Origin of the sequence: Streptomyces sp. NPDC085900, assembly GCF_044540925.1 — a bacterium.
In the GTDB taxonomy this organism is placed as follows: Bacteria; Actinomycetota; Actinomycetes; order Streptomycetales; family Streptomycetaceae; genus Streptomyces; species Streptomyces gilvifuscus.
This window is the reverse complement of the sequence record NZ_JBITSP010000007.1, coordinates 23,922-49,374: the sequence shown is the minus strand read 5'-3', so window position 1 is coordinate 49,374 and position 25,453 is coordinate 23,922. Positions and strand designations below refer to the sequence as shown.

The window sequence follows — 25,453 nt, the reverse complement described above, 5'->3', positions numbered from 1 at the left end:
GGACGCACACCGGCTCGCACAGCACCGGGACCGCGCGACCCATCCAATGACCGACATAGGAGATATGCCATGACATCGGCCGTGACCATTCCCAGGCACGGGGGCACTGGAGGGCGTACGGCCGTTGCCGCGCGAGCGCGGCAGGTCGTCAAGGCGTACGGGGCCGGGGAGACCCGTGTCGTCGCCCTCGACCACGTGGACGTGGACATCGCCCGCGGGCAGTTCACCGCGATCATGGGGCCCTCGGGCTCCGGCAAGTCCACGCTGATGCACTGCCTCGCCGGACTCGACACCGTGACGTCCGGGCAGATCTATCTCGACGAGACCGAGATCACCGGCCTGAAGGACAAGAAGCTCACCCGGCTGCGGCGCGACCGGATCGGCTTCATCTTCCAGGCCTTCAACCTGCTGCCCACGCTGAACGCGATCGAGAACATCACGCTGCCCATGGACATCGCCGGCCGCAAGCCGGACCAGCAGTGGCTGTCACGCGTGGTGGACACCGTCGGCCTCTCCGACCGGCTCAAGCACCGGCCCACCCAGCTCTCCGGCGGCCAGCAGCAGCGCGTCGCCGTGGCCCGGGCACTGGCCGCCCGCCCCGAGATCATCTTCGGTGACGAGCCGACCGGAAACCTCGACTCACGCGCGGGTGCCGAGGTCCTGGGCTTCCTGCGCAGGTCCGTCGACGAGCTCGGGCAGACCATCGTGATGGTCACGCACGACCCCGTCGCGGCCTCGTACGCGGACCGGGTGCTGTACCTCGCCGACGGCCGGATCGTCGACGAGATGCACCGGCCGACCGCCGAGGCCGTCCTGGACCGCATGAAGGACTTCGACGCCCGGGGGCGTACGTCATGACCGTCCTGAAGACCTCCCTGCGCAACTTCTTCGCGCACAAGGGGCGCATGGCCCTGTCGGCCATAGCCGTCCTGCTGTCCGTCGCCTTCGTCTGCGGGACGCTGGTGTTCACGGACACCATGAACACCACCTTCGACAAGCTGTTCCAGGCCACCTCCTCCGACGTCACCGTCAGCGCCAAGGGCGCCTCGGACAGCGGTGAGACGACCTCCGACAACGGCAGGCCGCCCGTCATGCCGGCCTCCGTGCTCACCAAGGTGCGCGCGGCCCAGGGCGTGAAGTCGGCCGAGGGGACCGTCTTCTCGACCTCCGTGACCGTCGTCGACGGCAAGAAGGACAGCCTCTCGCCCTCCAGCGGCGCCCCCACCATCGTGGGCAGCTGGAACGGCAACGACGCCCGCACCATGAAGATCACCTCCGGTACGGCGCCCAAGGGCCCCGACCAGGTGATGGTGGACCGCGACACCGTCGACAAGCACCACCTGAAGCTGGGCGACGAACTCGCCGTGATCAGCGCGGTCGGCACCCACAGCGCGAAGATCTCCGGCATCGCCGACTTCCAGGTCACCAACCCCGGCGCGGCGATCTTCTACCTGGACACGAAGACGGCCCAGCGGACGCTCGTCGGCAGGACCGGTGTCTTCACCAACGTCAACGTCACGGCCGCCTCCGGAGTGACCGACCCGCAGCTGAAGAAGAACGTCGTCACCGAACTCGGCGCCGGCTACAAGGTGCAGACCGCCAAGGAGACCGCCGACGCCAACCAGAAGGACGTCGAAGGCTTCATGAACGTCATGAAGTACGCGATGCTCGGCTTCGCCGGGATCGCCTTCCTGGTCGGCATCTTCCTGATCATCAACACCTTCTCGATGCTGGTCGCCCAGCGGACGCGGGAGATCGGCCTGATGCGGGCCATCGGCTCGAGCCGCAAGCAGGTCAACCGGTCGGTGCTGGCCGAGGCGCTGCTGCTGGGCCTGTTCGGTTCCGTCCTCGGGGTCGGCGCGGGGGTCGGCCTCGCGGTCGGACTGATGAAACTCATGGGCTCCATGGGCATGCACCTGTCGACCAGCGATCTGACGGTCGCCTGGACCACCCCCGTGGTCGGCCTGCTGCTCGGTGTCGTCGTCACCGTCCTCGCCGCCTACCTGCCCGCCCGCCGGGCCGGAAAGGTCTCCCCGATGGCCGCCCTGCGCGACGCCGGCGCCCCCGCCGACGCCAAGGCCGGCCGCGTACGGGCCCTGGTGGGCGTGCTCCTCACCGGCGCCGGCGGCTACTGCCTCTACCTGGCCGCGGGCGTCAGCAAGGCCGCCGACGGCTCGCTGTGGCTGGGCCTGGGCATCGTGCTCTCGCTCATCGGGTTCGTCGTCATCGGCCCGCTCCTCGCGGGCGGTGTGGTGCGCGTCCTGGGCGCCGTACTGCTGCGGATGTTCGGTCCGGTCGGCCGCATGGCCGAGCGCAACGCGCTGCGCAACCCGCGCCGCACCGGAGCCACGGGCGCCGCCCTGATGATCGGGCTCGCGCTGGTCGCCTGCCTGTCGGTCGTCGGCTCCTCCATGGTCGCCTCCGCGACCGACCAGCTCGACAAGACCGTCGGCACGGACTTCATCATCCAGTCCGACAGCGGGCAGCTGGTGACCCCGCAGGCGGTCAAGGCGGTCAAGGACACGCCGGGACTGGCGCGGGTCACCGAGTACCGGTCGATGCAGGCCGACTACACCACGCCCGACGGCAAGCTCCTCAAGGACACCGACATCACCGCGGCCGACCCGACGTACGCGACGGACCTGCGCACCAAGACGGTCGCCGGCAACCTCAAGGACGCCTACCGGCCCGACTCCATGTCGGTGCACGAGAAGTTCGCCAAGGCGCACGACATCCACCTCGGCTCGAAGATCAAGGTCGCCTTCAAGGGCGGCCGCACCGCGAACCTGACCGTCCGGGCGATCACCAGCAGTGACGTCGTGATCGACCAGGGCGCCAAGTACATGTCGATCGCGACGCTCGCCAAGTACGTCCCGGCCGACAAGATGCCCCTCGACCAGCTGGTCTTCGCCACCGCCCGGCACGGGCAGCAGGACGCCGCGTACAAGTCGCTGAAGTCCGCGCTGCACGACTACCCGCAGTACAAGGTGCGCGACCAGACCGACTACAAGCAGGCGCTGAAGGACCAGATCGGCCAGCTGCTGAACATGATCTACGGCCTGCTCGCCCTGGCGATCATCGTCGCGATCCTGGGTGTGGTGAACACCCTGGCCCTGTCGGTGGTGGAGCGGACCCGGGAGATCGGCCTGATGCGGGCCATCGGTCTCTCCCGCCGCCAGCTGCGCCGCATGATCCGCTTGGAGTCGGTCGTCATCGCCCTCTTCGGCGCCCTGCTGGGCCTGGGGCTGGGCATGGGCTGGGGCGCGACGGCCCAGAAGCTGCTCGCCCTGGAGGGCCTGAAGGTCCTCGACATCCCGTGGCCGACGATCATCGCGGTGTTCCTCGGATCGGCCTTCGTGGGCCTGTTCGCGGCACTGATCCCGGCGTTCCGGGCGGGCCGGATGAACGTCCTGAACGCCATCGCCACCGAATAGCCACCGCATACGGGGGTTGCGGGGGAGCGGCCCGGTGCCGGGGAGTCTTGGGGGACTCACCGGCACCGGGCCCGTTCGCGCGCATTCGGCCCGACGGCCGACTCCGGCACACCGGAAACCGACGTTGTCCACAGCCCCGGCGCCCCCGCGAGGCGCGACGTACGCTGGAGGTACCCCCGGCCCGCAGCGCGCGTCGGGCGATTCGCGTTGCCCACCCCCGGACGAAAGCCGCCCAGAATGAGCCTGCACGGTCTGCTCGACGCCGTCGTCAAGGACCCCGCCCTCGCGGAAGCGATCAAGGCGGGCGCCGACGGCAACCGCATGCACGTCGACCTGGTCGGCCCCCCTGCGGCCCGCCCCTTCGCGGTCGCCGCGCTGGCCCGCGAGACCGGCCGCCCGGTGCTGGCGGTGACGGCGACCGGCCGGGAGGCGGAGGACCTCGCCGCCGCCCTGAGATCGCTGCTGCCGCCGGACGAAGTCGTGGAGTACCCCTCCTGGGAGACCCTCCCGCACGAGCGGCTGAGCCCCCGCAGCGACACCGTCGGCCGCCGCCTGGCCGTCCTGCGTCGGCTCGCCCACCCCAGCACCGACGACCCCGAGACCGGCCCGGTCTCCGTGGTCGTCGCGCCCGTACGCTCCGTGCTGCAGCCGCAGGTCAAGGGGCTCGGCGACCTGGAGCCGGTCGCGCTCAGGACCGGGCGTACGGCCGACCTGAACGAGGTCGTCGAGGCCCTCGCCGCCGCCGCGTACGCGCGCGTGGAGCTCGTCGAGAAGCGCGGCGAGTTCGCCGTACGCGGCGGGATCCTGGACGTCTTCCCGCCCACCGAGGAACACCCCCTGCGCGTCGAGTTCTGGGGCGACGACATCGAGGAGATCCGCTACTTCAAGGTCGCCGACCAGCGCTCCCTCGAAGTCGCCGAGCACGGGCTGTGGGCGCCCCCCTGCCGTGAACTTCTGTTGACGGACGACGTCCGTACGCGTGCGCGTGCCCTCGCCGAGCAGCACCCCGAGCTCGGCGAGCTGCTCGGCAAGATCGCCGAGGGGATCGCCGTGGAGGGCATGGAGTCACTGGCTCCCGTCCTCGTCGACGACATGGAGCTGCTGCTCGACGTCCTGCCCAAGGGCGCCATGGCCCTCGTGTGCGATCCGGAGCGGGTCCGCACGCGTGCCGCCGACCTGGTCGCCACCAGCCAGGAGTTCCTGCAGGCCTCCTGGGCCGCCACCGCGGGCGGCGGCGAGGCCCCCATCGACGTCGACGCGGCCTCCCTGTGGTCCATCGCGGACGTCCGGGACCGGGCGCGCGAACTGGACATGATGTGGTGGTCGGTGTCGCCGTTCGCCGCCGACGAGGAGCTCGACGCCGACACCCTCAAGCTCGGCATGCACGCCCCCGAGACCTACCGCGGCGACACCGCCAAGGCCCTCGCCGACACCAAGGGCTGGCTCGCCGACGGCTGGCGCACGGTCTTCGTCACCGAGGGCCACGGCCCCGCGGCCCGCACGGTCGAGGTGCTGGGCGGCGAGGGCATCGCGGCCCGCCTGGAGACCGAACTGGGCACGATCGCCCCGTCCGTCGTGCACGTGGCGTGCGGCTCGATCGACTACGGCTTCGTCGACCCGGCCCTCAAGCTCGCGGTCCTGACCGAGACCGACCTCTCCGGCCAGAAGGCGGCCGGCAAGGACGGCGCCCGGATGCCGGCCCGCCGCCGCAAGACCATCGACCCGCTCACCCTGGAGACGGGCGACTACATCGTCCACGAGCAGCACGGCGTGGGCCGCTACATCGAGATGGTGCAGCGCACCGTCCAGGGCGCCACCCGCGAGTACCTGGTCGTCGAGTACGCCCCCGCCAAGCGCGGCCAGCCGGGCGACCGCCTCTACATCCCCACCGACCAGCTGGAACAGATCACCAAGTACGTCGGCGGCGAGGCCCCCACCCTGCACCGGCTGGGGGGCGCCGACTGGACCAAGACCAAGGCGCGCGCCAAGAAGGCCGTCAAGGAGATCGCGGCGGACCTCATCAAGCTCTACAGCGCGCGGATGGCGGCGCCCGGCCACGCCTTCGGATCCGACACCCCCTGGCAGCGCGAGCTGGAGGACGCCTTCCCCTACGCGGAGACCCCCGACCAGCTCACCACCATCGCCGAGGTCAAGGAGGACATGGAGAAGACGGTCCCCATGGACCGCCTGATCTGCGGCGACGTCGGCTACGGCAAGACCGAGATCGCCGTGCGCGCCGCCTTCAAGGCCGTCCAGGACGGCAAGCAGGTCGCGGTCCTGGTGCCGACCACGCTGCTGGTGCAGCAGCACTTCGGGACGTTCTCCGAGCGCTACTCCCAGTTCCCGGTCAACGTGAGGGCGTTGAGCCGCTTCCAGACCGACACCGAGGCCAAGGCGGTGCTGGAGGGACTGCGCGACGGCTCGGTGGACGTCGTCATCGGCACCCATCGCCTGTTCTCCTCCGAGACGAAGTTCAAGGACCTGGGCCTGGTCATCGTCGACGAGGAGCAGCGCTTCGGCGTCGAGCACAAGGAGCAGTTGAAGAAGCTGCGCGCCAACGTCGACGTGCTGACGATGTCCGCGACCCCGATCCCGCGCACCCTGGAGATGGCCGTCACCGGCATCCGCGAGATGTCGACCATCACCACCCCGCCGGAGGAACGCCACCCGGTGCTGACCTTCGTCGGCCCGTACGAGGAGAAGCAGATCGGCGCGGCCATCCGCCGTGAACTGCTGCGCGAGGGCCAGGTCTTCTACATCCACAACCGGGTCGAGTCCATCGACCGGGCCGCGTCCCGCCTGCGCGAGATCGTCCCCGAGGCGCGTATCGCCACCGCCCACGGCCAGATGTCGGAGACGACGCTGGAACAGGTCGTCGTCGACTTCTGGGAGAAGAAGTACGACGTCCTGGTCTCCACGACGATCGTCGAGTCCGGCATCGACATCTCCAACGCCAACACCCTGATCGTCGAGCGCGGCGACAACTTCGGCCTCTCGCAGCTGCACCAGCTGCGCGGCCGGGTCGGCCGCGGCCGCGAGCGCGGCTACGCCTACTTCCTCTACCCGCCGGAGAAGCCGCTGACGGAGACGGCCCACGAGCGTCTCGCCACGATCGCCCAGCACACCGAGATGGGCGCGGGCATGTACGTGGCGATGAAGGACCTGGAGATCCGCGGCGCCGGAAACCTCCTCGGCGGCGAACAGTCCGGCCACATCGCGGGCGTCGGCTTCGACCTGTACGTGCGCATGGTCGGCGAGGCCGTCGCGGACTACCGGGCCTCCCTGGAGGGCGGCGTGGAGGAGGAGCCGCCGCTCGAGGTCAAGATCGAGCTGCCGGTCGACGCCCACGTGCCGCACGACTACGCCCCCGGCGAGCGGCTGCGCCTGCAGGCCTACCGTGCCATCGCCTCCGCCAACACGGAGGAGGACATCAAGTCCGTCCGCGAGGAACTCGTCGACCGCTACGGCAAGTTGCCCGAGCCGGTCGAGAACCTGCTGCTCGTGGCGGGCCTGCGCATGCTCGCCCGCGCGTGCGGCGTCGGCGAGGTCGTCCTGCAGGGCAACAACATCCGCTTCGCACCGGTGGAGTTGAGGGAGTCCCAGGAACTGCGCGTCAAGCGCCTGTACCCCGGGACGGTCATCAAGCCGGCGGCGCACCAGGTGCTGGTGCCACGGCCGAAGACGGCGAAGGTCGGCGGGAAGCCGCTGGTCGGACGGGAGTTGCTGGGCTGGGTCGGGGAGTTCCTGACGTCGATCCTGGGGTCCTGACCCTCCCTCACCCGTCCTGAACAGGCATCAGGCCACCGGCCCCGTGGGGGGCCGGTGGCCTGAACGTGAGTGCGTGGCGAGCCGTTCGCGTGGGGCCGTGCGGGACCGGTCTACGGCTGGTCGGGGCGGTCGCGGTCGCGATCCATGCCGAGCTGGTCCTCGAGCCTCTGCTGGCCCTGGTCGACCTGGCTCTCGTACTTGTTGCCCGTCCTCTCGTTGACCTTCTTCTCCGCGGCGTCGGACATGTCCCTGGCCTTGTCCTGCGCCATGCGGTTGCTCTTGAACCTGTCGAAGATGCCCATCCAGAGCTCCTTCCATAGGTGACTCAGAATCGACGATACGACCGGTATGGGGCAAATGCCCACTCGTGGGATGCCTGGCCGAAACCCTGCGCGGCCCTCGTGCGTGCCCCCGTGCGCCCTGTCGCTACGGTGTGCGCGGAGTCGTACAGGGAAAACGCCCCGTGCGGGGCCCACCGGGGTGACAAAGGGGAGGGACGCAACGTGAGGCGTCTGAGGGGCGGGGCCGCGGCTGCCGTCGTGTTGGTGTTCGCCGTGGCCGGGTGCAAGGCGGAGACGACCACCGGGTCCGGCGGTCCACAGGAGGCCGGGGGCGGCGGGGCCGCGCTCACCGCGGCCGAGTCGCTGACCGTCAAGGGCCGGGCGCCGAAGACGGGCTACTCGCGGGAACGGTTCGGCACCGCCTGGGCCGACACCGACTCCAACTCCTGCGACACCCGCGACGACATCCTCAAACGGGACCTGGACGAGGTGAAGTTCAGCCGTGGCCAGTGCAAGGTGTCGTACGGCGTACTGGAGTCGGACCCCTACTCCGGCAAGAAGGTCACCTACCGGCGCGGCCGCAGCCTCGTCGACATCGACCATGTCGTCCCCCTCTCCGACGCCTGGCAGAAGGGCGCCAAGTACTGGGACGCGGGCAAGCGCATAGCCCTCGCGAACGACCCGCTCAACCTCATAGCGGTCGACGCCAGCACCAACCGTTCGAAGGGCGACGGCGACACGGCGACCTGGCTGCCCCCGAACAAGGCGTACCGGTGCACCTACGTCGCCGCCCAGGTCGCCGTGAAGAAGAAGTACCAACTGTGGGTGACCGCCGCCGAGAAGGCCGCGATGGAGAAGGTGCTCCGGACGTGCCCCGGGCAGAAGCTCCCTGCCGGGGGCAACCCGACTGAGGCTCCGGCGCGGTTCCACGCGAACTGACCGCGGTCGGTCCACACGGAATCCGTGTGGACCGACCGCGGCCTCCGCATGCGCGGGGAACAGGCAGGATCAGGCGGTCTTCAGGTCCTTCAGGGACGTGAGGAGCCGGCTCGTCAGCTTCTTCGCCGTCGTGGCGCCGTTGTCGCTGCCCGCCGTGGACAGCACGGTGACCACGGCGTTGCCCGAACGGGCCGCGACGAGCGTGGTCCCGTTCTGCCAGGCGCCGCTCGTCAGCGTCATCGTGTAGGCCTCGTCACCGAGTCCAGTCGTCGCGGCACCGGCGACCTTCACCTTGGCGTGGGCGTCCGTGTCCGTGAACGTGGCGCACTCCGCCGCGACGGACTGCAGCTGCTTCATCACGGCGCTGGCCGTGGAACCCTGGAACTCGTCGATCTCCTGGGCCATTTCCTCGGTCTTGTCCTTGTTCACGTAGTCGTCCTGGGCGAACGACACGCCTCCCTCGTAGCCGGTCACCTGCATCCAGGACGTGGCCTCCAGCTTCGTGCAGTCCGGCTTGGCGGTCTTGCGGGCGGACGGGGCAAGGAACTGGCCGCCGCTGTCCGACGCGCCGTCGGCCTCGAGGGTGAACCCGGCCGGGAAGGCCGACGCGGGCGCCAGCGCCTTCTTCAGCTCCGTACCCGTGGCCAGACCGGCGTTGAGGTCCTTGGCCTTGGCCGGCTTGGCGTTCGCGCCCGAGGGCGAGTCGGAGGACGAGCCGGAGGAACAGGCGGTGAGGGCCAGGGGAAGCGCCGCGACGGCGAACAGCGTGGCGACACGGGGCGAGAGACGCATGACAGTCCTTCAAGGGGAGTGGTGAGTGGGGAGAGGGTGCGGGGGGCGGGGACCAGGACGGGGGCGGTGGCGGGGCCGCGCACAGGGGGCGGCCGGGTGGGTCAGGCCTTCTTCCAGTCCTTGCAGCCGGTCGTCTTGAAGTAGCCGTCCGAGGCGCTGATGGTGACGACGGCCGTGCCGCTGACGTTGTTGTTGGCGATGATGGAGTTCATGTCGCCCTTGGCGTCCTTGGCGCGCTCCCAGTAGCAGGAGTCGTCGGTGTTGCCGGTGGAACGGTAGGTGCCGGGCGCGATGTCGGCGCCGACTCTGAACATGCCGCCGTCGCCGGCCATACGGGAGGCGGGCGTGCCCTTGGCCTTCGCCTTGAGGTCGACGGCCTCCCAGTCCTTGCAGCCGTTGGACTTGAAGATCTTGTCGGTGGCCTTGACGGTCACGTAACTGGCGCCGGTGACGTTGTCGTTGGAGAGGATCGAGTCCATCTCGCCCTTGGCGTCCTTCGCGCGCTCCCAGTAGCACATGCCGTCGCTGTTGCCGGTGGTGCGGTAGGTGCCGGGCTTGACGTCCTTGCCGACCCGGAACTCGCCGTCCCCGGCGAAGGCGACCTTCTTCTCGCCGGCCTTCGTGCCGCTGTCCTTGCCCTTGGCGGTCTTCTTGCCGTCGGAGTCGTGGCCGGCGGAGGCCGAGGAGCCCTTGTCGTTGCCGCCGTTGTCCTTGCCGTTGTCGCCGGCGTTCGCCGACACGGCACCGATGACGACGATCCCGACGACGGCCCCCAGTGCGACCTTGCCCTTCATGCCCATGGCTGTGTCCCCCCTCGGACGGTGCGGCCGCCTCCTCGTCGGTGGCCGCTGTTCGATGGGTCAATAAGAGCAGAGCTTGTGAACCGAGTCAACACGGTTCACGAGACTAGATGTGTACACGGTCGTGAAGGGGTGGCTCTTGCCTGCGTCGGTATGCTCGGCTCACACGCAGAGGTCGGGACACGGGGACGACGAGGGGAGCCGACGGGTGCAGGACAACGCGACAGAGGTGACCGCCGCCGGGATCGCCCGGCTGGCCGGAGTCGGCCGCGCCGCCGTCAGCAACTGGCGCCGCCGCCACGCCGACTTCCCCAAGCCTGTCGGCGGCACCGAGACCAGCCCCTCCTTCGCGCTGGCCGAGGTCGAGGCCTGGCTGCGCAAGCAGGGGAAACTCGCCGAGGTCCCGCTGCGCGAACGCGTCTGGCAGCAGCTCGCGGGGCACCCCGAGGGGCCGGTCGCCGCGCTGACGCACGCCGGATGCGTACTGCTGCTCATTCACGAGCGGCCGACGGTGTGGCTCGAGGTCAGCTCGGGGTCGGATGAACGGCTGGCCGCGATGCTGCCGGGGGCGCTGGAGCAGGTGCTGGTGCCGCGGTTCGGCGCGGGGGCCGTGAACGCATCGGCCGCTGTGAACGCTGCGGTCGCTGTGAACCCGTCGTCGCCCGTCAACCCGCCGCCCCGAGCGGGCACCCCTGATGCTGTGAACACGCCGCCGCCGATTCACGGCGTGAACTCCCCCTCAGCCATTCACGCTGTGAACACCTCGCCGGCAGTTCACACCCCCACCGGCCCCCAACTCCTCCCCTCCGCCCCCCTCCTGCGTGGCGCCGCCGAACTCGCCGCCGACCTGGGCGCCCGGCAGGCCTTCGAGTTCCTGCTCGGCCGGCATCTCGACGCCAACCCGCGCCAGTACACGCTCACCCCCACCGAACTCGCGGGCCTCATGGCCGACCTGGCCGGTCCGGCCCGCACCCTCCTCGACCCGGCCGGCGGCACCGGCGCCCTCCTGCGCGCCGTCTCCTCCCGCCCCGACCAGGAGCTCTACGTCCAGGACAGCGCCCCCGACCTCGCCGCGCTCACCGCGCTCCGCCTCGCCCTGCACACCCGGGCCACCGTCCGCGCCGCCGCGGGCGACACCCTGCGCGCCGACGCCTTCCCGGACCTGCGCGCCGACGCCGTCCTGTGCCACCCGCCGTTCAACGAGCGCAACTGGGGGCACGACGAACTCGCCTACGACCCCCGCTGGGAGTACGGCTTCCCCGCCCGCAACGAGTCCGAGCTCGCCTGGGTCCAGCACGCCCTCGCCCGCCTGCGCGACGGAGGCACCGCCGTACTGCTCATGCCGCCCGCCGCCGCCTCCCGCCGCTCCGGCCGCCGTATCCGCGCCGACCTGCTGCGCCGCGGCGCGCTGCGCGCCGTCGTCGCGCTGCCGATCGGTGCGGCACCGCCGTACAACATCCCCCTCCACCTGTGGGTTCTGCACCGGCCCGACAAGGCGCCCGCGCAGCCCGAGGTGCTGCTCGTCGACACCGGGCAGTACGCGACCGAGGGGCGCGGCGGCCCCGACTGGCGGGCGGTGCGCGAGGCCGTGCTGGAGGCCTGGGGCGCCTTCGACCGCGCGGGCAGCACCCTCCAGGAACGTCCGGGGCTGGCCCGCTCCCTTCCCGTCATCGACCTCCTCGACGACGACGTCGACCTCGCGCCGGCCCGCCATCTGCCGCCGCCGGCCGCGGCCGACGGCACCGACGCGCTCACCGCCGTACGCGAACGCCTCGGCGACACCCTGCGCCTGACGGTCGAACTCACCCCACCGCCCGCCGACCCCGCGCAGCCGGCGCCCCGCTGGCCGTTCACGACCGTCGGTGAACTCGCGCGCGGGGGTGCCCTGGTGATGCGTACGGGCGGAAACGGCGGCCACGCGCGCGTGCCCGTTCTCACCGACCACGACGTGCTCGCCGGTACGGCGCCCTCCGGCACGCTTCCCGAGAGCGACGAGGAGGCCGTGCTGACCGAGCCGGGCGACGTCGTCGTGCCGGTGCTCGGCGGTGGCGCGGTGGCGCGCGTGATCGACGACGCGACGGGGGGCGCCGCCGTGGGGCGCAACCTCGTGCTTCTGCGCCCCGATCCCACGGCGCTCGACCCCTGGTTCCTCGCCGGCTTCCTTCGCGGCACCGCCAACAACCGTCAGGCCAGCAGCTACGCGTCCACGGCCACGCGCCTGGATGTGCGCCGGCTCCAGTTGCCCCGGCTCGCGCTCGACGAACAACGGCGCTACGGCGCGCGTTTCCGCGCACTCGACGAGTTCGAGCGGGCGCTCAGGCGCGCGAACCGGCTCGGGGACCAGCTCGTGCGCGGGATGTACGACGGGCTGACGGACGGGACGGTGGCGCCCGGCTGAGACGGCTGGGGGGACGCCCCCTGAATCACGCGCCGTCGTACGGAGTGGATCAGCACGACAACGGTTCGGTACAAGCCGGACCGGTTGTCCTTGTCGGCCTATACGCTCGGACACGGCACACACACGTCCGCCCCCACCAGGCCTCCAGGAGCAGCCATGCACGGCCCCGGCTACGCGCCGCCTCCGCCGAAACGACCCTCGACGGGCGTGCTGGTCGTGCTGCGCGTGATCTTCGTGGCCGTGCCGATCCTGAGCATCGGGTTCCTGGCGTGGGTGGCGACGCTCCGCGCGGCCATCGTGACGCGCCGGGCCGTCGACTGGTGGGTCTTCGCGGCCTCGGTGGTGGTCCTCGGCACCAGCTTCGCGTTCCTCAGCACCGACCACACCGACGACTTCAGCACCCCGAACGGCAACATCGGCATGAGCATCCTGCTGCTGAACGCCGTGGCCTGTGCCGGGTACTTCCTCTACGCGGACATACGTCACTTCAGCCGGCTCGGCCGGCCCTACGCCGGACAGCCGCCGATGACGCCGGGCTACGGATACCCGCAGGCCTCCTCGCCGTTCACCGCGGCGACCGTGCCGAGCACCCCGCGGCCGCCGTACACCCCGCCGCCGATGCCCCACACGCCCGCGCCCCCCGCACCCGCCTCCCACACGCCCGTGCCCCAGCCGCCCGCGCCCGCCCCCGCGCCGCCGCAGCGGCCCGCCCCCGCCCGCATCGACCAGGTGCGCGCCGAACTCGACGAGCTCAGCGACTACTTGCGCAAGCACCCCGGCGGGAGCGACGGCAACCACGAGGGCGGAAGGTGACCGTGACGGCAGGACGCGTCGTCGCCGGCCGGTACGAACTGTCCACGCTCATCGGACAGGGCGGCATGGGACAGGTCTGGACGGCCTACGACCAACGGCTCGACCGGCGCGTGGCGGTGAAGCTGCTGCGCCCCGACAAGGTGGCCGGGCAGGAGGCCGACGAACTGCGCCGGCGGTTCGTGCGCGAGTGCCGGGTGACCGCGCAGGTCGACCACCCCGGGCTCGTCACCGTGCACGACGCGGGCAGCGAGGGCGAGGAGCTGTTCCTCGTCATGCAGTACGTCGACGGCGCGGACCTCTCCGACCACCTCGCCGAGCACGACCCGTACCCGTGGCAGTGGGCCGTCGCGGTGGCCGCGCAACTCTGCGCCGTGCTGAGCGCCGTGCACGCCGTGCCGATCGTCCACCGCGACCTCAAGCCGCGCAACGTGATGGTCAAGCAGGACGGCACCGTCACCGTCCTCGACCTGGGCGTGGCCTCCGTCATGGACGCCGACACCACCCGCCTCACCCACACCGGCACGCCCATCGGCTCGCCCGCCTACATGGCGCCCGAGCAGGCCATGGGCGGCGCGGTCGGCCCGTACACCGACCTGTACGCGCTCGGCGTGCTCCTGCACGAACTGCTCAGCGGTGACGTCCCGTTCGCCGGCTCCACGGCGCTCGGCGTGCTGCACCGGCACCTCTACGAGCCCCCGGTGCCCGTGCGCCGTATCCGCCCCGAGGTACCGGAGCCGCTCGAAGCGCTCGTCCTGCGCCTGCTCGCGAAGGACCCGCAGCACCGTCCGGCGTCCGCGCAGGAGGTGTACGAGCACCTGGCGCTGCTCCTGCCCGCGCGCGGGACGCCCACGGGGGCGCCCCTCGACCCCACGCGCCCCTTCCTGCGCCCGCACGCCCCCTGGCCGGACCGCGCGCGCACGCCCGCGCCCCAGCCCGCCCCCGTCACGCCCATGCCCGAGAGCGCCGAGAAACCGGACGTCGCGCGCGCCGTCGACGAGGTCAAGCGCCTCCTCGGCGAGGGCCGCATCACCCAGGCCGTGGACATCCTCGGCGCGATCCTGCCCGCCGCGGCGGAACAGCACGGCGAGCACTCCCCGGTCGTACGCACCCTGCGCAAGCAGTACGCGGCCACGCTCATGGACGACGGCCAGTACCGGCGCGCGCTGCCCGAACTGCGCCGTCTCGCCGACGAACGCGCCGCCGAGGCCGGTCAGGCCGACCCCCAGTCGCTCCGGTTCCGCTACGAGGCCGCCCAGTGCCTGGAGGCGCTCGGCGATCCGGCGGGGGCGCTCGCGGAGTACCGCGCGCTGCTGCCGTACTACGAGAACCAGTACGTGTCGGCGGGCGACCCCGAGCTCTCGCACGAGGTCCGCCGGCGCATCGGCCACCTGCTCCTCGCCCTCGGCGACCGCCCCGCCGCGCACGACGTGCTCGCGCGCCTGCTGATGGACGTGGAGCGCCTGCGCGGCCCCGCCCACCCGCTCGCGGCCGAGATCCGCCGCACGCTGCAGTGGCTCGGGCAGGTGCGCGGCTAGCGGAAGGCGCACGATTTTGCCGTGCCATGAGGGAATCTTGTGAACCAGCGGGGCTTGTGTTTCCCGAACGCATGAACGCCGCCGGATAGGTTGCGGTTCGTTTTAGCCAGGCATCGCCTCGAACGCACGGGCAGTCGAACGCACCGGCAATCGCCTCGACGCACAACCAAGGGTGGGGAATCCATGGCCGGCCACCGGCAGTCCAAGAAGCGCAGATACATCACGTGGGCCGTCGCCGGCGCCGCCGTCGTCGCCGGGGCGGGGATCGCCGCGCAGACCTCCATGGCCGCCACCGCCTGGCCCGCGCAGAAGACGTACACCGGGCGCGCCTTCGACACCTGCGCCGCACCCTCCCTGTCCGCGATGAAGGCCTGGCACACCGGCTTCTACGGCGCCGCCGCCGTCTACGTCGGCGGCCGGAACCGAGGCTGCTCCCAGCCCAACCTCACCGCCTCCTGGGTCAAATCCGTCAGCACCCTCGGCTGGAAGCTCATCCCGCTCTACGTCGGCGCCCAGCCGCCCTGCCAGTCCGGCTCCAACCCCGAGAAGCTCACCGCCACGACCGCCGCCTCCCTCGGCAAGACCGACGCGGACGACGCCGTCGCCAAGTCCTCCGCGCTCGGCATGAAGGCCGGCAGCCCGATCTACCTGGACATGGAGTCGTACGACATCACGAACACGTCGTGCAACAACGCCGTGCTCACCTATGTCCGCGCCTTCGACAAGGAACTGCGCGCCAAGACCTACCGCGCCGGCTACTACGGATTCACCAGCTCCAGCGCCAAGGCCATCGCGAACGCCACGGACAAGACGGACCTGCCGGGCAACCTCTGGTACGCCCTGTGGGACAAGCAGAACACCACGACGGCGGACTGGCCCTTCGGCTCGACCCAGTACACCGGTCACAGCCGCGGCCACCAGTACCTGGTCAACAGCAAGGAGACGCGCAACGGCTACACGATCACCGTGGACCGCGACGCGTGGGACGCCCCGGTGGCCATCACCGGCTGAGCCCCCTCGGACCTCCCGGGGCGCGGCGGTGCCCGAAGCGGCGGTGAATCGTTGGTCGAATGGGTCGGTCGAATGGGTTGGCCACAGCCGTCCCACTGCCTAACATCGATCACCGCAAGACTTTGTGCACCGTCGCACAATCTCCTCGGGAGGCTTCCTTGCACCGCCGTCGTCGCACCGCGCTCCTGCTCACCGCCGCGATCGCCGCTGCGGCCCCCCTCCTCACCGCCTGCGGAAGCGACTCGCATCCCGGCGCCGCGGCCGTCGTCGGCGGCCAGCGGATCACCGTGGCGCAGCTGGAGAACCGGGTCAACGAGGTACGCACGGCCCAGCGCACGGCCGTGGCGAACGACGCGCAGTACAAGCAGGCCGTCGCCCAGACCGGCAGCCTCACCCGCGACACCCTGCACAACATGGTGCTCGACCGGGTACTGCACCGGGCCGCCCAGGACAACGGCGTGACCGTCACCACCAAGGAGATCCAGCAGATGCGCAGCGGCCTGGAACAGCAGGTCGGCGGCTCCAAGGCGCTCGAGACGGCATGGCTGCAGCAGTACGGCGTGGCGCCCAAGCGCCTCGACGACAACCTCCGCCTCCAGCTGGAGGCGCAGAAGCTCGCCCAGACCCTCGACACCGACACCAGCAAGCCTGCCTTCTGGAACGCCCTGTCCAAGGCGTCCAAGGAACTCCACGTCGACCTCAACCCGCGCTACGGCTCCTGGGACGTCCAGAAGAGCAGCCGCGTCGACGCGAAGACGCCGTGGGTACGAGAGGTCACGACGGCGGCCTCGCAGGGCACCGCGTAACCGGAGGAACGGTCCGGCAGCGAGGGCGGGCGCCCTGTGGACGCCCTGCCCCCGTGGATGCCCCGCCCCTGTGGACGCCCGCCCCCGTCTGTGGATTTCCGCCCCTGTGGATCCCCGCCTGTGGACAACTCACGGGGCTGTCGGTGACGTGCGTTAGCTTCGAATCGTGAACGCAACCAGCTTCGACCCCGCCCCCGACCAGGACCCCGACGAGGCCGTCGCCCCCGGCCGCATCGTCCTGCTCACCACCAGCCACCGCGTCGCGCCCGGTCTCCTCTCCTGGCCCGCCTGGCAGGTCCTGCACGCCGCCGACCGCGTGCTGTGCGCGGACGGCGCTCACCCGCAGCTGCCCTATCTGCGGGAGGCGGGCATACGGGTCGACGAGGCGTCCCCGACGGCGGAGGAACTGTTGGCCGCCTGCGCCGGCGGCCGCACGGTGGTCGTCGTCGCCACGGGTGAGGGCGAGCCCGCGCTCACGGACGGCCTGGCACGCCTCGCCGGCTCGGGCCGGGTGAGCATGCCCGAGCTGGAACTCCTCCCCGCCTCCTACGACCTCCCCGGCGCCCGTCTCCTGGACCTCGTCCAGGTCATGGACCGGATCCGCGCCGAGTGCCCCTGGTCCTCGCAGCAGACCCACAAGGGCCTGGCGAAGTACGGCATCGAGGAGGCCTACGAACTCGTCGAGGCGATCGAGGACGGAGACCGCGACGAGCTGCGCGAGGAACTGGGGGACGTCCTGCTCCAGGTCGTCTTCCACTCCCGCATCGCCGAGGAGGACCCGGACGCCCCCTTCTCGATCGACGACGTGGCCGGCGGCATCGTCGCGAAGCTCGTCCACCGCCACCCGCACGTCTTCGGCGACGAGACCGCCTCGACCCCGGAGGAGGTCAAGGAGCACTGGCTGCGCACGAAGGCGATCGAGAAGCAGCGGGAGTCGGTGACCGACGGCATACCCCTCGGGCAGCCCGGCCTGGCCCTCGCCTCGAAGCTGGCGTCGAGGGTGCGCACGGCGGCCCTGGAGGTGCCGCTTCCCGCCGGCGAGGGCATCGGGTACGAGCTGCTGGCGCTGGCGGCGCGGGCGGAGGCGGAGGGAGTGGATCCCGAGGCGGCTCTGCGGGTGGCGGCGCGCACCTATCGCGACGCGGTGCGCAGGGCCGAGGGGCTGCCGGGTTAGTCCCGTCGCCTCGAGGGCGGGGCAAGGCAAGGGGGCCTGACGGAAGCCGAGTTGGCGGCACCGGCGGCTGCGGGGAGCTCGACGGTCGTGCAGGCGACAGGGCGGCGCGCGCGGGCCACCCTGAGGGCCGGCTGGACCTCGCGGCCCTGCACCTCGTCCGTGCCGAACACTGCCCGGCCGAGGGCGCCGAAGACGGCGCCCCGCACGCCGCCGCCACCCTCGCCACCCTCGCCGCCCTCCGTAGGGCACTCCCCTCGAACCCGGATACCGTCAAGGAGTGACCGACCAGCCCACCCCCGACCAGCCCACCCCCGCGTCCGCGTCCGCGCCCGCCGCCCCCGCACCCCCCACTCCCGAGCCCGACACCCCCGCGTCCGCGACACCCGCGCCCCCGGAGCCCACCACCCCCACCCCCTCACCCCCCGCCCTCTTCACCTGGGAATTCGCCACCAACCCCTACCCCGCCTACGCCTGGCTCCGCGAGCACGCCCCCGTGCACCGCACCACCCTCCCCAGCGGAGTCGAAGCCTGGCTGGTCACGCGTTACGCCGACGCCAAGCAGACCCTCGCCGACAACCGGCTGTCGAAGAACCCGGCCCATCACGACGAGCCCGCGCACGCCAAGGGCAAGACGGGCATTCCGGGTGAGCGCAAGGCCGAGTTGATGACGCATCTGCTCAACATCGACCCGCCCGACCACACCCGGCTGCGCCGCCTCGTCTCCAAGGCGTTCACGCCTCGCAGGGTGGCCGAATTCGCTCCGCGCGTGCAGCAGTTGACCGATCAGTTCATCGACCGGTTCGCGGAGAAGGGCTCCGCCGACCTCATCCACGAGTTCGCCTTCCCGCTGCCCATCCACGCGATCTGCGACCTGCTCGGCGTGCCCCGCGAGGACCAGGACGACTTCCGGGACTGGGCGGGGATGATGATCCGGCATCAGGGCGGGCCCAGGGGCGGGGTGGCGCGGTCGGTGAAGAAGATGCGCGGGTATCTCGCCGACCTCATCCACCGCAAGCGCGCCGCCCTCCCGGACACCCCCGCCCCCGGCGAGGACCTCATCTCCGGCCTGATCCGCGCCTCCGACCACGGCGAGCACCTCACCGAGAACGAGGCCGCGGCGATGGCCTTCATCCTGCTCTTCGCGGGGTTCGAGACCACCGTCAACCTCATCGGCAACGGCACCTTCGCCCTTCTCACCCACCCCGAGCAGCGGGCCCGCCTGCAGAGCTCCCTCGCCGCGGGCGAACGCGGCCTGCTGGAGACCGGTGTGGAGGAACTCCTGCGCTACGACGGGCCGGTGGAGCTCGCCACCTGGCGGTTCGCCACCGAGCCGCTGACCATCGGCGGACAGGACATCGCGGCCGGCGACCCCGTGCTCGTCGTACTCGCCGCGGCGGACCGCGACCCCGCCCGGTTCACCGAACCCGACACCCTCGACCTGTCCCGACGCGACAACCAGCACCTGGGATACGGCCACGGCATCCATTACTGCCTGGGCGCCCCGCTGGCCCGGCTGGAGGGCCAGACCGCCCTCGCGACGCTCCTCACCCGGCTGCCGGATCTCCGACTGGCCGAGGAACCGGGGGAGTTGAGGTGGCGGGGCGGGCTCATCATGCGTGGACTCCGCACGCTCCCGGTCGAGTTCACCCCGGTCGACGCATCGCGTCCGGCCGCGCAAACGTGACACGCGCTCAAGTCTGTGATCTTCACGTGATCTACGCGGCATTAACTTGTGACAAGTGATCGGTAGCCGCTACGTTCACGGATCAACAGCGGCGCGAAGGTTTGGCCCAAGCTTCACGCGCCGCGGTCATTGCTGTCTCGCGAAAGGCCCTCCGCATGCTCTCCGGGAACGGTCGTCACCGTCGCCCCCGCCAGGCTCCGGCTCTCCTCGTCGCGGCCGGAGTGACCGGCTCCGCCATCGCGATCCCGCTGTTCGCCGCGGGTGGCGCCAGCGCCGCCGACGGGACCACCTGGGACAAGGTGGCGCAGTGCGAGACAGGTGGCTCCTGGAGCGAGAACAGCGGCAGCGGCTTCTACGGCGGCCTGAAGCTGTCCCAGGCGGACTGGGAGAAGTACGGCGGCCTCGACTACGCCCCCCGGGCCGACCTGGCCAGCCGCAACCAGCAGATAGCCGTCGCCGAGAAGCTCCTGGACGCCGAAGGCGTCGGCGCCTTCCATACCTGCGGACTGACGTCGGGGCTGAGCAAGGACTCCGGTTCGGCAGACGTGGACACCGGCATCGGGGGCGGCTCGTCCGACTCATCCGATTCGTCCGACGGTTCGGACTCAACTGGTTTGTCCAATTCGTCGGGTAACGCGTCGAGCGACCCGTCCGGTGACTCCGCCTCCTCGGACGCGTCCGGTTCGCCCTCGGTCTCTCCGGGCTCTTCCTCGCATTCCAGTGGCAAGTCCAGCAAATCGGACAGCTCCGCCTCGCCCTCCATCTCGACTCCGAGCGCGTCCCAGGGGGCCGGCGGCTCGTCCGCGGGTCGGGCGAAGGGTGACGAGTCGGACAATTCTCAGCAGGCGCTGGGTTCTTGGAGCCTCGTCGACACCGGGGCCGTCGACTCCGCGACGACCGGCACCGGCACCGGCAAGCACCGCGGCGCCAGCGCCGACGAGAGTGTCGACGGCGGCGCCACGAAGGCCGCCGCGCACGACTCGTACACGGTCCGCACCGGCGACACTCTCGCCTCCATCGCCGACTCCCTTGACGTGGACGGCGGATGGCGCGCCATCTACGACGCGAACAAGCAGGCCATCGGTACCGACCCGAACCACATCTTCACCGGTCAGACCCTGGATCTCCCTGCCGAATAGGGCGAAATGCGGCGGGAGTTCACGTCACGCTTCGCGCTGAATGTCCGGTTTGGTGAAAGTGTGGGATGAGTCTCAGAAGCCCTGATCGTCTTTGAAATTCGGCGGATTCCGTGTCTACGGTCGTGACCGCTCGGCAACCCGAGCCCCGTCTGTCGCAACGCCGAATCCTGCCAGCGGCCGTACGGGAACAGTCGTCGCTTAACAGCGCCGTAGGCAGGAGCGGGGGACCCAAGGTAAGTGCCCCACCGGGTGGTTGACGGTGGTGGCTTGGGGTGTAGCCGCGGCTCGCGAGAGCGAGGCCGCGGCCGGGCAACTCAACCGGCCCGAACCCGACAGCTCACCTCGCAGGCGTCGGTGAGGGGATCCACCATGCTGTTTTCCGCCAAGGGCAAGCACCGTCGTCCGTCCAAGGCCACCCGCGCCGCCGCGCTCGCCGGTGTCACCGGTGTCGCCATCGCCGCCCCGCTGATGGCGGCCGGCAACGCCTCCGCCGCCACGGCCTCCGAGTGGGACGCGGTCGCCCAGTGCGAGTCGGGCGGCAACTGGTCCATCAACACCGGCAACGGCTACTACGGCGGTCTGCAGTTCTCCGCCTCCACCTGGGCCGCGTACGGCGGCACCGCCTACGCCCCGCAGGCCAACCAGGCCTCCAAGTCCCAGCAGATAGCCGTCGCCGAGAAGGTTCTCGCCTCCCAGGGCAAGGGTGCCTGGCCGGTCTGCGGCACGGGCCTGTCCAGCGCCGCCTACAACGGCTCCAGCGCCTCCACCGGCTCGTCCGGCACCACCACCCGCTCCACCACCGAGCAGCAGGCCTCCCGCTCCTCCGAGCGTCCGGCCCCCAAGAAGTCGACCAAGACCGTCACCACCCCGACCGGCAAGAAGGTCAAGAAGGGTGACGGCGAGTACAAGGTCGTCAAGGGCGACACCCTCAGCTCCATCGCCGCCGACCACAAGGTCAAGGGCGGCTGGAAGAAGCTGTTCGACCTGAACAAGGACATCGTCACGGACGCCGACCTGATCTACCCCGGTCAGCAGCTGCACCTGAAGTAGGACACAGTCGAACCACAGGCCCCGCACATCCGTGTCCCCCACAGTGGAGGCACGTGAGGGCCACCCCCGTCCCCACGGGCTCCCCGCTCCGGTGCGTCTTCCCCCGTACGCACCGGAGCGGGGTTTTTCTTTGCCCGCCGTCGCCCGCGATACATGCTGTGTTCACCCTCCTTTGTTCCGGGCGTGAACAATAGGTACCGTCTGTCCTTGTCCACGGGACGGTCGGTCGGCTGGCCGATGGCCCCGGGGCGGTTAGGCTCTAGTCGCAAGGCTGAGGTAGGGCCCAGAAGGGCCCACGTGCCCCGCACAACCAGCGTCACATCCAAGAAGGAGATGCTCGTGCCGTCCATCGACGTCGTCGTAGCCCGGGAAATCCTGGACTCCCGAGGCAACCCCACGGTCGAGGTCGAGGTCGGCCTCGACGACGGCAGCACGGGTCGTGCCGCCGTCCCCTCCGGCGCCTCCACGGGCGCCTTCGAGGCCATCGAGCTCCGCGACGGTGACCCCAACCGCTACAAGGGCAAGGGTGTCGAGAAGGCCGTCCTCGCCGTCATCGAGCAGATCGGCCCGGAGCTGGTCGGCTACGACGCCACCGAGCAGCGCCTGATCGACCAGGCCATGTTCGACCTGGACGCCACCGACAACAAGGGCTCGCTGGGCGCCAACGCCATCCTCGGCGTCTCCCTCGCCGTCGCCCACGCCGCCTCCGAGGCCAGCGACCTCCCCCTCTTCCGCTACCTGGGCGGCCCGAACGCGCACCTGCTGCCGGTGCCGATGATGAACATCCTGAACGGCGGCTCGCACGCCGACTCCAACGTGGACATCCAGGAGTTCATGATCGCCCCGATCGGCGCGGAGACCTTCTCCGAGGCCCTGCGCTGGGGCGCCGAGGTCTACCACACCCTCAAGTCCGTGCTGAAGTCCAAGGGCCTGGCCACCGGCCTCGGCGACGAGGGCGGCTTCGCCCCGAACCTGGGCTCCAACCGTGACGCCCTCGACCTGATCCTCGAGGCCATCAAGCAGGCCGGGTACGTCCCCGGCGAGCAGATCGCCCTCGCGCTCGACGTCGCCGCCTCCGAGTTCTACAAGGACGGCAAGTACCAGTTCGAGGGCAAGGACCGCTCGGCCGCCGAGATGACGGAGTACTACGAGGAGCTCGTGGCGGCCTACCCGCTCGTCTCCATCGAGGACCCGCTGTTCGAGGACGACTGGGCCGGCTGGAAGGTCCTCACGGACAAGCTCGGCGACAAGGTGCAGATCGTCGGCGACGACCTGTTCGTCACCAACCCCGAGCGCCTGGCCCGCGGCATCGAGGAGGGCACCGCCAACGCCCTGCTGGTCAAGGTCAACCAGATCGGCTCGCTGACCGAGACCCTGGACGCCGTCGAGCTGGCCCAGCGCAACGGCTTCAAGTGCATGATGTCCCACCGCTCCGGCGAGACCGAGGACGTCACCATCGCCGACCTCGCCGTCGCCACCAACTGCGGCCAGATCAAGACCGGCGCCCCGGCCCGCTCCGAGCGCGTCGCCAAGTACAACCAGCTGCTGCGCATCGAGGAGATCCTCGACGACGCCGCGGTGTACGCCGGCCGCAGCGCCTTCCCCCGCTTCAAGGGCTGAGCCGCAAAGGGTCAATCCTGAGCCAGTCGTACGTACGTCCCCGTACCGGTCCCGTACCGTGTGCGGGGACGTACGCACGTGTGAACGGCGATGAACGGGAGGCGGGGACATGGCCGTGAAGGACCGGGACCGGTTCTCCACCGCGACCAGGCTCAGGCTGCTCGGCGAGCAGACGGCGGCCCGGGTCTACCGCTCCCAGACCAAACGGCAGGCCCGCCGCTCCCGGCTGACGGGCCGGGCCGCGCTGCTCGCCCTGGTGCTGTGCACCCTCGTCGTGGCCCTCGCCTACCCGATAAGGCAGTACGTCTCCCAGCGCGCCGAGATCTCCGATCTGCAGCGCCAGAAGCAGCAGGCCGAGGAGCGGGTCGAGCAGCTGCGCGACCTCAAGGCGCGCTGGCAGGACGACTCCTACGCCGAGCAGCAGATCCGGCAGCGGCTGCACTACGTGATGCCGGGCGAGACGGGATACGTCGTCATCGACCCGCACGGCGCCAAGCAGTCGCGCGCCGAACTGGGCGGCGCAGACCGCCCGTGGTACGCGAACGTCTGGGACGGGGTCGACAAGTCCGACGCCTCCGACCAGTGACCTGACCAGAAAGACAGTTCTCAGTGGAAACGCCTCCGCCGCCCACCCCGCGCACCGAGCCCACCGACGCCGACGTCGAGGCCTTCAAGCAGCAGCTCGGGCGGCCGCCGCGCGGGCTGCGCGCGATCGCCCACCGCTGCCCGTGCGGACAGCCGGACGTCGTGGAGACGGCGCCCCGGCTGCCGGACGGCACGCCCTTCCCGACGACGTACTACCTGACGTGTCCGCGCGCCGCCTCGGCGATCGGCACGCTGGAGGCGAACGGCGTCATGAAGGAGATGACGGAGCGGCTGCAGACCGACCCGGAGCTGGCCGCCGCCTACCGTGCCGCGCACGAGGACTACATCCGGCGGCGGGACGAGATCGAGGTGCTGGAGGGCTTCCCGAGCGCGGGCGGCATGCCGGACCGGGTGAAGTGCCTGCACGTGCTGGTGGGTCACTCCCTGGCCGCGGGCCCGGGCGTGAACCCCCTGGGCGACGAGGCCATCGCGATGCTGCCGGAGTGGTGGCGCAAGGGGCCGTGCGTGCAGCCGCTGGCGGCTCCGGACCCGGCGGACGAGTTCCCCGGCGAGGAGGCCGAGGAGGACCCGACCGTCATCCGCAGCGGCTTCTTCTCGGCCCGGCCGATGACGCCCAGGGGTTTCAGCCGGGTCGCCGCGGTCGACTGCGGCACCAACTCCATCCGGCTGCTGGTCGCCGACGTCAACCCCGGCACCGGCGAACTGCTGGAGCTGGACCGGCGCATGACGATCGTGCGGCTCGGCCAGGACGTGGACCGCACCGGCCGGCTGGCTCCGGAGGCGCTGGAGCGGACCTTCGCGGCCTGCCGGGAGTACGCGGAGGTGATCCGTGACCTGGGCGCCGACAAGGTCCGTTTCGTGGCCACCTCGGCCTCCCGGGACGCCTCCAACCGGGACGACTTCGTACGGGGCGTCGTCGACATCCTCGGCGTCGAGCCCGAGGTGATCTCCGGCGAGCAGGAGGCGGAGTTCTCCTTCACGGGGGCCACCAAGGAACTCAAGGGCCGCGACGACCTCGCCCGCCCCTACCTGGTCGTGGACATCGGCGGAGGGTCGACCGAGTTCGTCGTGGGGGACGACCACGTGCGGGCGGCCCGCTCGGTGGACGTCGGCTGCGTGCGGATGACCGAGCGGCACCTCGTGGTCGACGGCGCCGTCACCGACCCGCCCTCCGAGGAGCAGATCGCGGCCATGCGGGCCGACATCGAGCGGGCCCTGGATCTCGCCGAGGAGACGGTGCCGCTCGGCGAGGCGCGGACGCTGGTCGGGCTCGCCGGTTCGGTGACCACGGTGTCCGCCATCGCCCAGGAGCTGCCCGAGTACGACTCCGCGCGCATCCACCACTCCCGCGTCTCGCGCGAGCGCGTCCGCGAGATCACCGACCGGCTGCTGCACTCCACCCACGCCGAGCGGGCGGCCGTGCCCGCCATGCACCCGGGGCGCGTGGACGTCATCGCCGCCGGCGCCCTCGTCCTGCTGTCGATCATGGAGCGGACGGGTGCCGAGGAGGTCGTCGTCAGCGAGCACGACATCCTCGACGGCATCGCGTGGTCGGTGGCGTAGGTCTCGATTGTTACCGATGGGTAGCTCTCTGACGAGCAGG

19 protein-coding genes, 1 pseudogene and 1 riboswitch are annotated in these 25,453 nt (G+C 70.9%); of the genes and pseudogenes, 17 read left to right on the top strand and 3 right to left on the bottom strand.

Features of this window, described 5'->3' with window-relative positions; translation table 11 throughout:
* The first annotated feature begins 69 nt into the window (after nucleotides 1–69).
* The 3 genes from ACIGDI_RS24210 to mfd all read left to right on the top strand — a co-directional run bounded on the left by ACIGDI_RS24210 (nucleotide 70) and on the right by mfd (nucleotide 7,202).
* Nucleotides 70–858, top strand: a complete 789-nt coding sequence (locus tag ACIGDI_RS24210) for an ABC transporter ATP-binding protein (RefSeq protein WP_058924873.1) — start codon at nucleotides 70–72, stop codon at nucleotides 856–858.
* Entirely contained in the window at nucleotides 855–3,434 is a 2,580-nt protein-coding gene (locus ACIGDI_RS24205; RefSeq protein ID WP_399900137.1) for an ABC transporter permease, read from the top strand. Before ACIGDI_RS24210 ends, ACIGDI_RS24205 begins: the two co-directional genes overlap by 4 nt.
* A 237-nt stretch (nucleotides 3,435–3,671) precedes the next feature.
* The gene (gene mfd / locus ACIGDI_RS24200) at nucleotides 3,672–7,202 is read left to right on the top strand and encodes a transcription-repair coupling factor (protein ID WP_399900134.1); all 3,531 of its coding nucleotides are present in this window, start codon (nucleotides 3,672–3,674) and stop codon (nucleotides 7,200–7,202) included.
* A gap of 110 nt (nucleotides 7,203–7,312) precedes the next feature.
* Here mfd and ACIGDI_RS24195 read toward each other — a convergent pair whose 3' ends face one another.
* Complete coding sequence (locus tag ACIGDI_RS24195) at nucleotides 7,313–7,504, bottom strand: antitoxin (protein ID WP_399900131.1); 192 nt, start codon at nucleotides 7,502–7,504, stop codon at nucleotides 7,313–7,315.
* 201 nt (nucleotides 7,505–7,705) lie between these two features.
* Between ACIGDI_RS24195 and ACIGDI_RS24190 the strand changes: the two genes are divergently transcribed.
* Entirely contained in the window at nucleotides 7,706–8,422 is a 717-nt protein-coding gene (locus tag ACIGDI_RS24190) for an HNH endonuclease family protein (protein WP_399900128.1), read from the top strand.
* A 69-nt stretch (nucleotides 8,423–8,491) separates the two neighbouring features.
* Here the strand turns inward: ACIGDI_RS24190 and ACIGDI_RS24185 are convergent, their stop codons facing one another.
* Together ACIGDI_RS24185 and ACIGDI_RS24180 are read right to left on the bottom strand one after the other, a co-directional pair.
* Nucleotides 8,492–9,214: a hypothetical protein gene (locus ACIGDI_RS24185; protein WP_399900125.1), complete on the bottom strand. Its 723-nt coding sequence runs from the start codon at nucleotides 9,212–9,214 to the stop codon at nucleotides 8,492–8,494.
* A gap of 101 nt (nucleotides 9,215–9,315) precedes the next feature.
* The gene (locus ACIGDI_RS24180) at nucleotides 9,316–10,014 is read right to left on the bottom strand and encodes a hypothetical protein (protein ID WP_399900122.1); all 699 of its coding nucleotides are present in this window, start codon (nucleotides 10,012–10,014) and stop codon (nucleotides 9,316–9,318) included.
* 208 nt (nucleotides 10,015–10,222) lie between these two features.
* On the opposite strand from ACIGDI_RS24180, the gene ACIGDI_RS24175 reads away from it, so the two are divergent.
* The 13 genes and pseudogenes from ACIGDI_RS24175 (at nucleotide 10,223) to ACIGDI_RS24115 (ending at nucleotide 25,413) form a co-directional block, all read left to right on the top strand.
* Entirely contained in the window at nucleotides 10,223–12,412 is a 2,190-nt protein-coding gene (locus tag ACIGDI_RS24175) for an N-6 DNA methylase (RefSeq protein WP_399900119.1), read from the top strand.
* A 156-nt stretch (nucleotides 12,413–12,568) separates the two neighbouring features.
* Nucleotides 12,569–13,225: a hypothetical protein gene (locus tag ACIGDI_RS24170; RefSeq protein ID WP_399900116.1), complete on the top strand. Its 657-nt coding sequence runs from the start codon at nucleotides 12,569–12,571 to the stop codon at nucleotides 13,223–13,225.
* 38 nt (nucleotides 13,226–13,263) lie between these two features.
* Nucleotides 13,264–14,760 carry a protein kinase gene (locus ACIGDI_RS24165; RefSeq protein ID WP_399901150.1) on the top strand — a complete coding sequence of 499 codons (1,497 nt, stop codon included), beginning with the start codon at nucleotides 13,264–13,266 and terminating at the stop codon, nucleotides 14,758–14,760.
* 183 nt (nucleotides 14,761–14,943) lie between these two features.
* Nucleotides 14,944–15,771 carry a glycoside hydrolase domain-containing protein gene (locus tag ACIGDI_RS24160; protein ID WP_399900113.1) on the top strand — a complete coding sequence of 276 codons (828 nt, stop codon included), beginning with the start codon at nucleotides 14,944–14,946 and terminating at the stop codon, nucleotides 15,769–15,771.
* Nucleotides 15,772–15,929: 158 nt separating this feature from the next.
* The gene (locus ACIGDI_RS24155; protein ID WP_399900110.1) at nucleotides 15,930–16,577 is read left to right on the top strand and encodes a SurA N-terminal domain-containing protein; all 648 of its coding nucleotides are present in this window, start codon (nucleotides 15,930–15,932) and stop codon (nucleotides 16,575–16,577) included.
* 166 nt (nucleotides 16,578–16,743) lie between these two features.
* Nucleotides 16,744–17,751 (top strand): nucleoside triphosphate pyrophosphohydrolase, encoded by a 1,008-nt coding sequence (locus ACIGDI_RS24150; protein WP_399900107.1) that lies wholly within the window; start codon nucleotides 16,744–16,746, stop codon nucleotides 17,749–17,751.
* Nucleotides 17,752–18,028: 277 nt separating this feature from the next.
* Nucleotides 18,029–19,435 carry a cytochrome P450 gene (locus tag ACIGDI_RS24145; protein WP_399900104.1) on the top strand — a complete coding sequence of 469 codons (1,407 nt, stop codon included), beginning with the start codon at nucleotides 18,029–18,031 and terminating at the stop codon, nucleotides 19,433–19,435.
* A 155-nt stretch (nucleotides 19,436–19,590) separates the two neighbouring features.
* Nucleotides 19,591–20,574 carry a transglycosylase family protein gene (locus tag ACIGDI_RS24140; protein WP_399900101.1) on the top strand — a complete coding sequence of 328 codons (984 nt, stop codon included), beginning with the start codon at nucleotides 19,591–19,593 and terminating at the stop codon, nucleotides 20,572–20,574.
* 195 nt (nucleotides 20,575–20,769) lie between these two features.
* Nucleotides 20,770–20,940, top strand: a riboswitch (cyclic di-AMP (ydaO/yuaA leader).
* A gap of 3 nt (nucleotides 20,941–20,943) precedes the next feature.
* Nucleotides 20,944–21,624 (top strand): transglycosylase family protein, encoded by a 681-nt coding sequence (locus ACIGDI_RS24135; protein WP_200704321.1) that lies wholly within the window; start codon nucleotides 20,944–20,946, stop codon nucleotides 21,622–21,624.
* 333 nt (nucleotides 21,625–21,957) lie between these two features.
* Nucleotides 21,958–23,244 (top strand): phosphopyruvate hydratase, encoded by a 1,287-nt coding sequence (gene eno, locus ACIGDI_RS24130; protein ID WP_058924887.1) that lies wholly within the window; start codon nucleotides 21,958–21,960, stop codon nucleotides 23,242–23,244.
* A gap of 109 nt (nucleotides 23,245–23,353) precedes the next feature.
* Complete coding sequence (locus ACIGDI_RS24125) at nucleotides 23,354–23,830, top strand: septum formation initiator family protein (RefSeq protein WP_399900098.1); 477 nt, start codon at nucleotides 23,354–23,356, stop codon at nucleotides 23,828–23,830.
* A gap of 23 nt (nucleotides 23,831–23,853) precedes the next feature.
* A pseudogene (locus ACIGDI_RS24120) lies at nucleotides 23,854–24,255 on the top strand (DUF501 domain-containing protein); the annotation flags it as partial.
* A 201-nt stretch (nucleotides 24,256–24,456) separates the two neighbouring features.
* A complete protein-coding gene (locus ACIGDI_RS24115) occupies nucleotides 24,457–25,413 on the top strand; it encodes an exopolyphosphatase (RefSeq protein ID WP_399901147.1) in 957 nt (318 codons plus the stop codon).
* Nucleotides 25,414–25,453: the final 40 nt, after the last annotated feature.

What these genes read in the sequence shown, in the direction of transcription:
- ACIGDI_RS24185 (WP_399900125.1), bottom strand. Translation starts at nt 9,214, where the DNA reads ATGCGTCTCTCGCCCCGTGTCGCCACGCTGTTCGCCGTCGCGGCGCTT.
- ACIGDI_RS24180 (WP_399900122.1), bottom strand. Translation starts at nt 10,014, where the DNA reads ATGGGCATGAAGGGCAAGGTCGCACTGGGGGCCGTCGTCGGGATCGTC.
- ACIGDI_RS24115 (WP_399901147.1), top strand. Translation starts at nt 24,457, where the DNA reads ATGACGCCCAGGGGTTTCAGCCGGGTCGCCGCGGTCGACTGCGGCACC.
- ACIGDI_RS24135 (WP_200704321.1), top strand. Translation starts at nt 20,944, where the DNA reads ATGCTGTTTTCCGCCAAGGGCAAGCACCGTCGTCCGTCCAAGGCCACC.
- ACIGDI_RS24140 (WP_399900101.1), top strand. Translation starts at nt 19,591, where the DNA reads ATGCTCTCCGGGAACGGTCGTCACCGTCGCCCCCGCCAGGCTCCGGCT.
- ACIGDI_RS24195 (WP_399900131.1), bottom strand. Translation starts at nt 7,504, where the DNA reads ATGGGCATCTTCGACAGGTTCAAGAGCAACCGCATGGCGCAGGACAAG.
- eno (WP_058924887.1), top strand. Translation starts at nt 21,958, where the DNA reads ATGCTCGTGCCGTCCATCGACGTCGTCGTAGCCCGGGAAATCCTGGAC.
- ACIGDI_RS24160 (WP_399900113.1), top strand. Translation starts at nt 14,944, where the DNA reads ATGGCCGGCCACCGGCAGTCCAAGAAGCGCAGATACATCACGTGGGCC.
- ACIGDI_RS24125 (WP_399900098.1), top strand. Translation starts at nt 23,354, where the DNA reads ATGGCCGTGAAGGACCGGGACCGGTTCTCCACCGCGACCAGGCTCAGG.
- ACIGDI_RS24210 (WP_058924873.1), top strand. Translation starts at nt 70, where the DNA reads ATGACATCGGCCGTGACCATTCCCAGGCACGGGGGCACTGGAGGGCGT.
- mfd (WP_399900134.1), top strand. Translation starts at nt 3,672, where the DNA reads ATGAGCCTGCACGGTCTGCTCGACGCCGTCGTCAAGGACCCCGCCCTC.
- ACIGDI_RS24170 (WP_399900116.1), top strand. Translation starts at nt 12,569, where the DNA reads ATGCACGGCCCCGGCTACGCGCCGCCTCCGCCGAAACGACCCTCGACG.
- ACIGDI_RS24205 (WP_399900137.1), top strand. Translation starts at nt 855, where the DNA reads ATGACCGTCCTGAAGACCTCCCTGCGCAACTTCTTCGCGCACAAGGGG.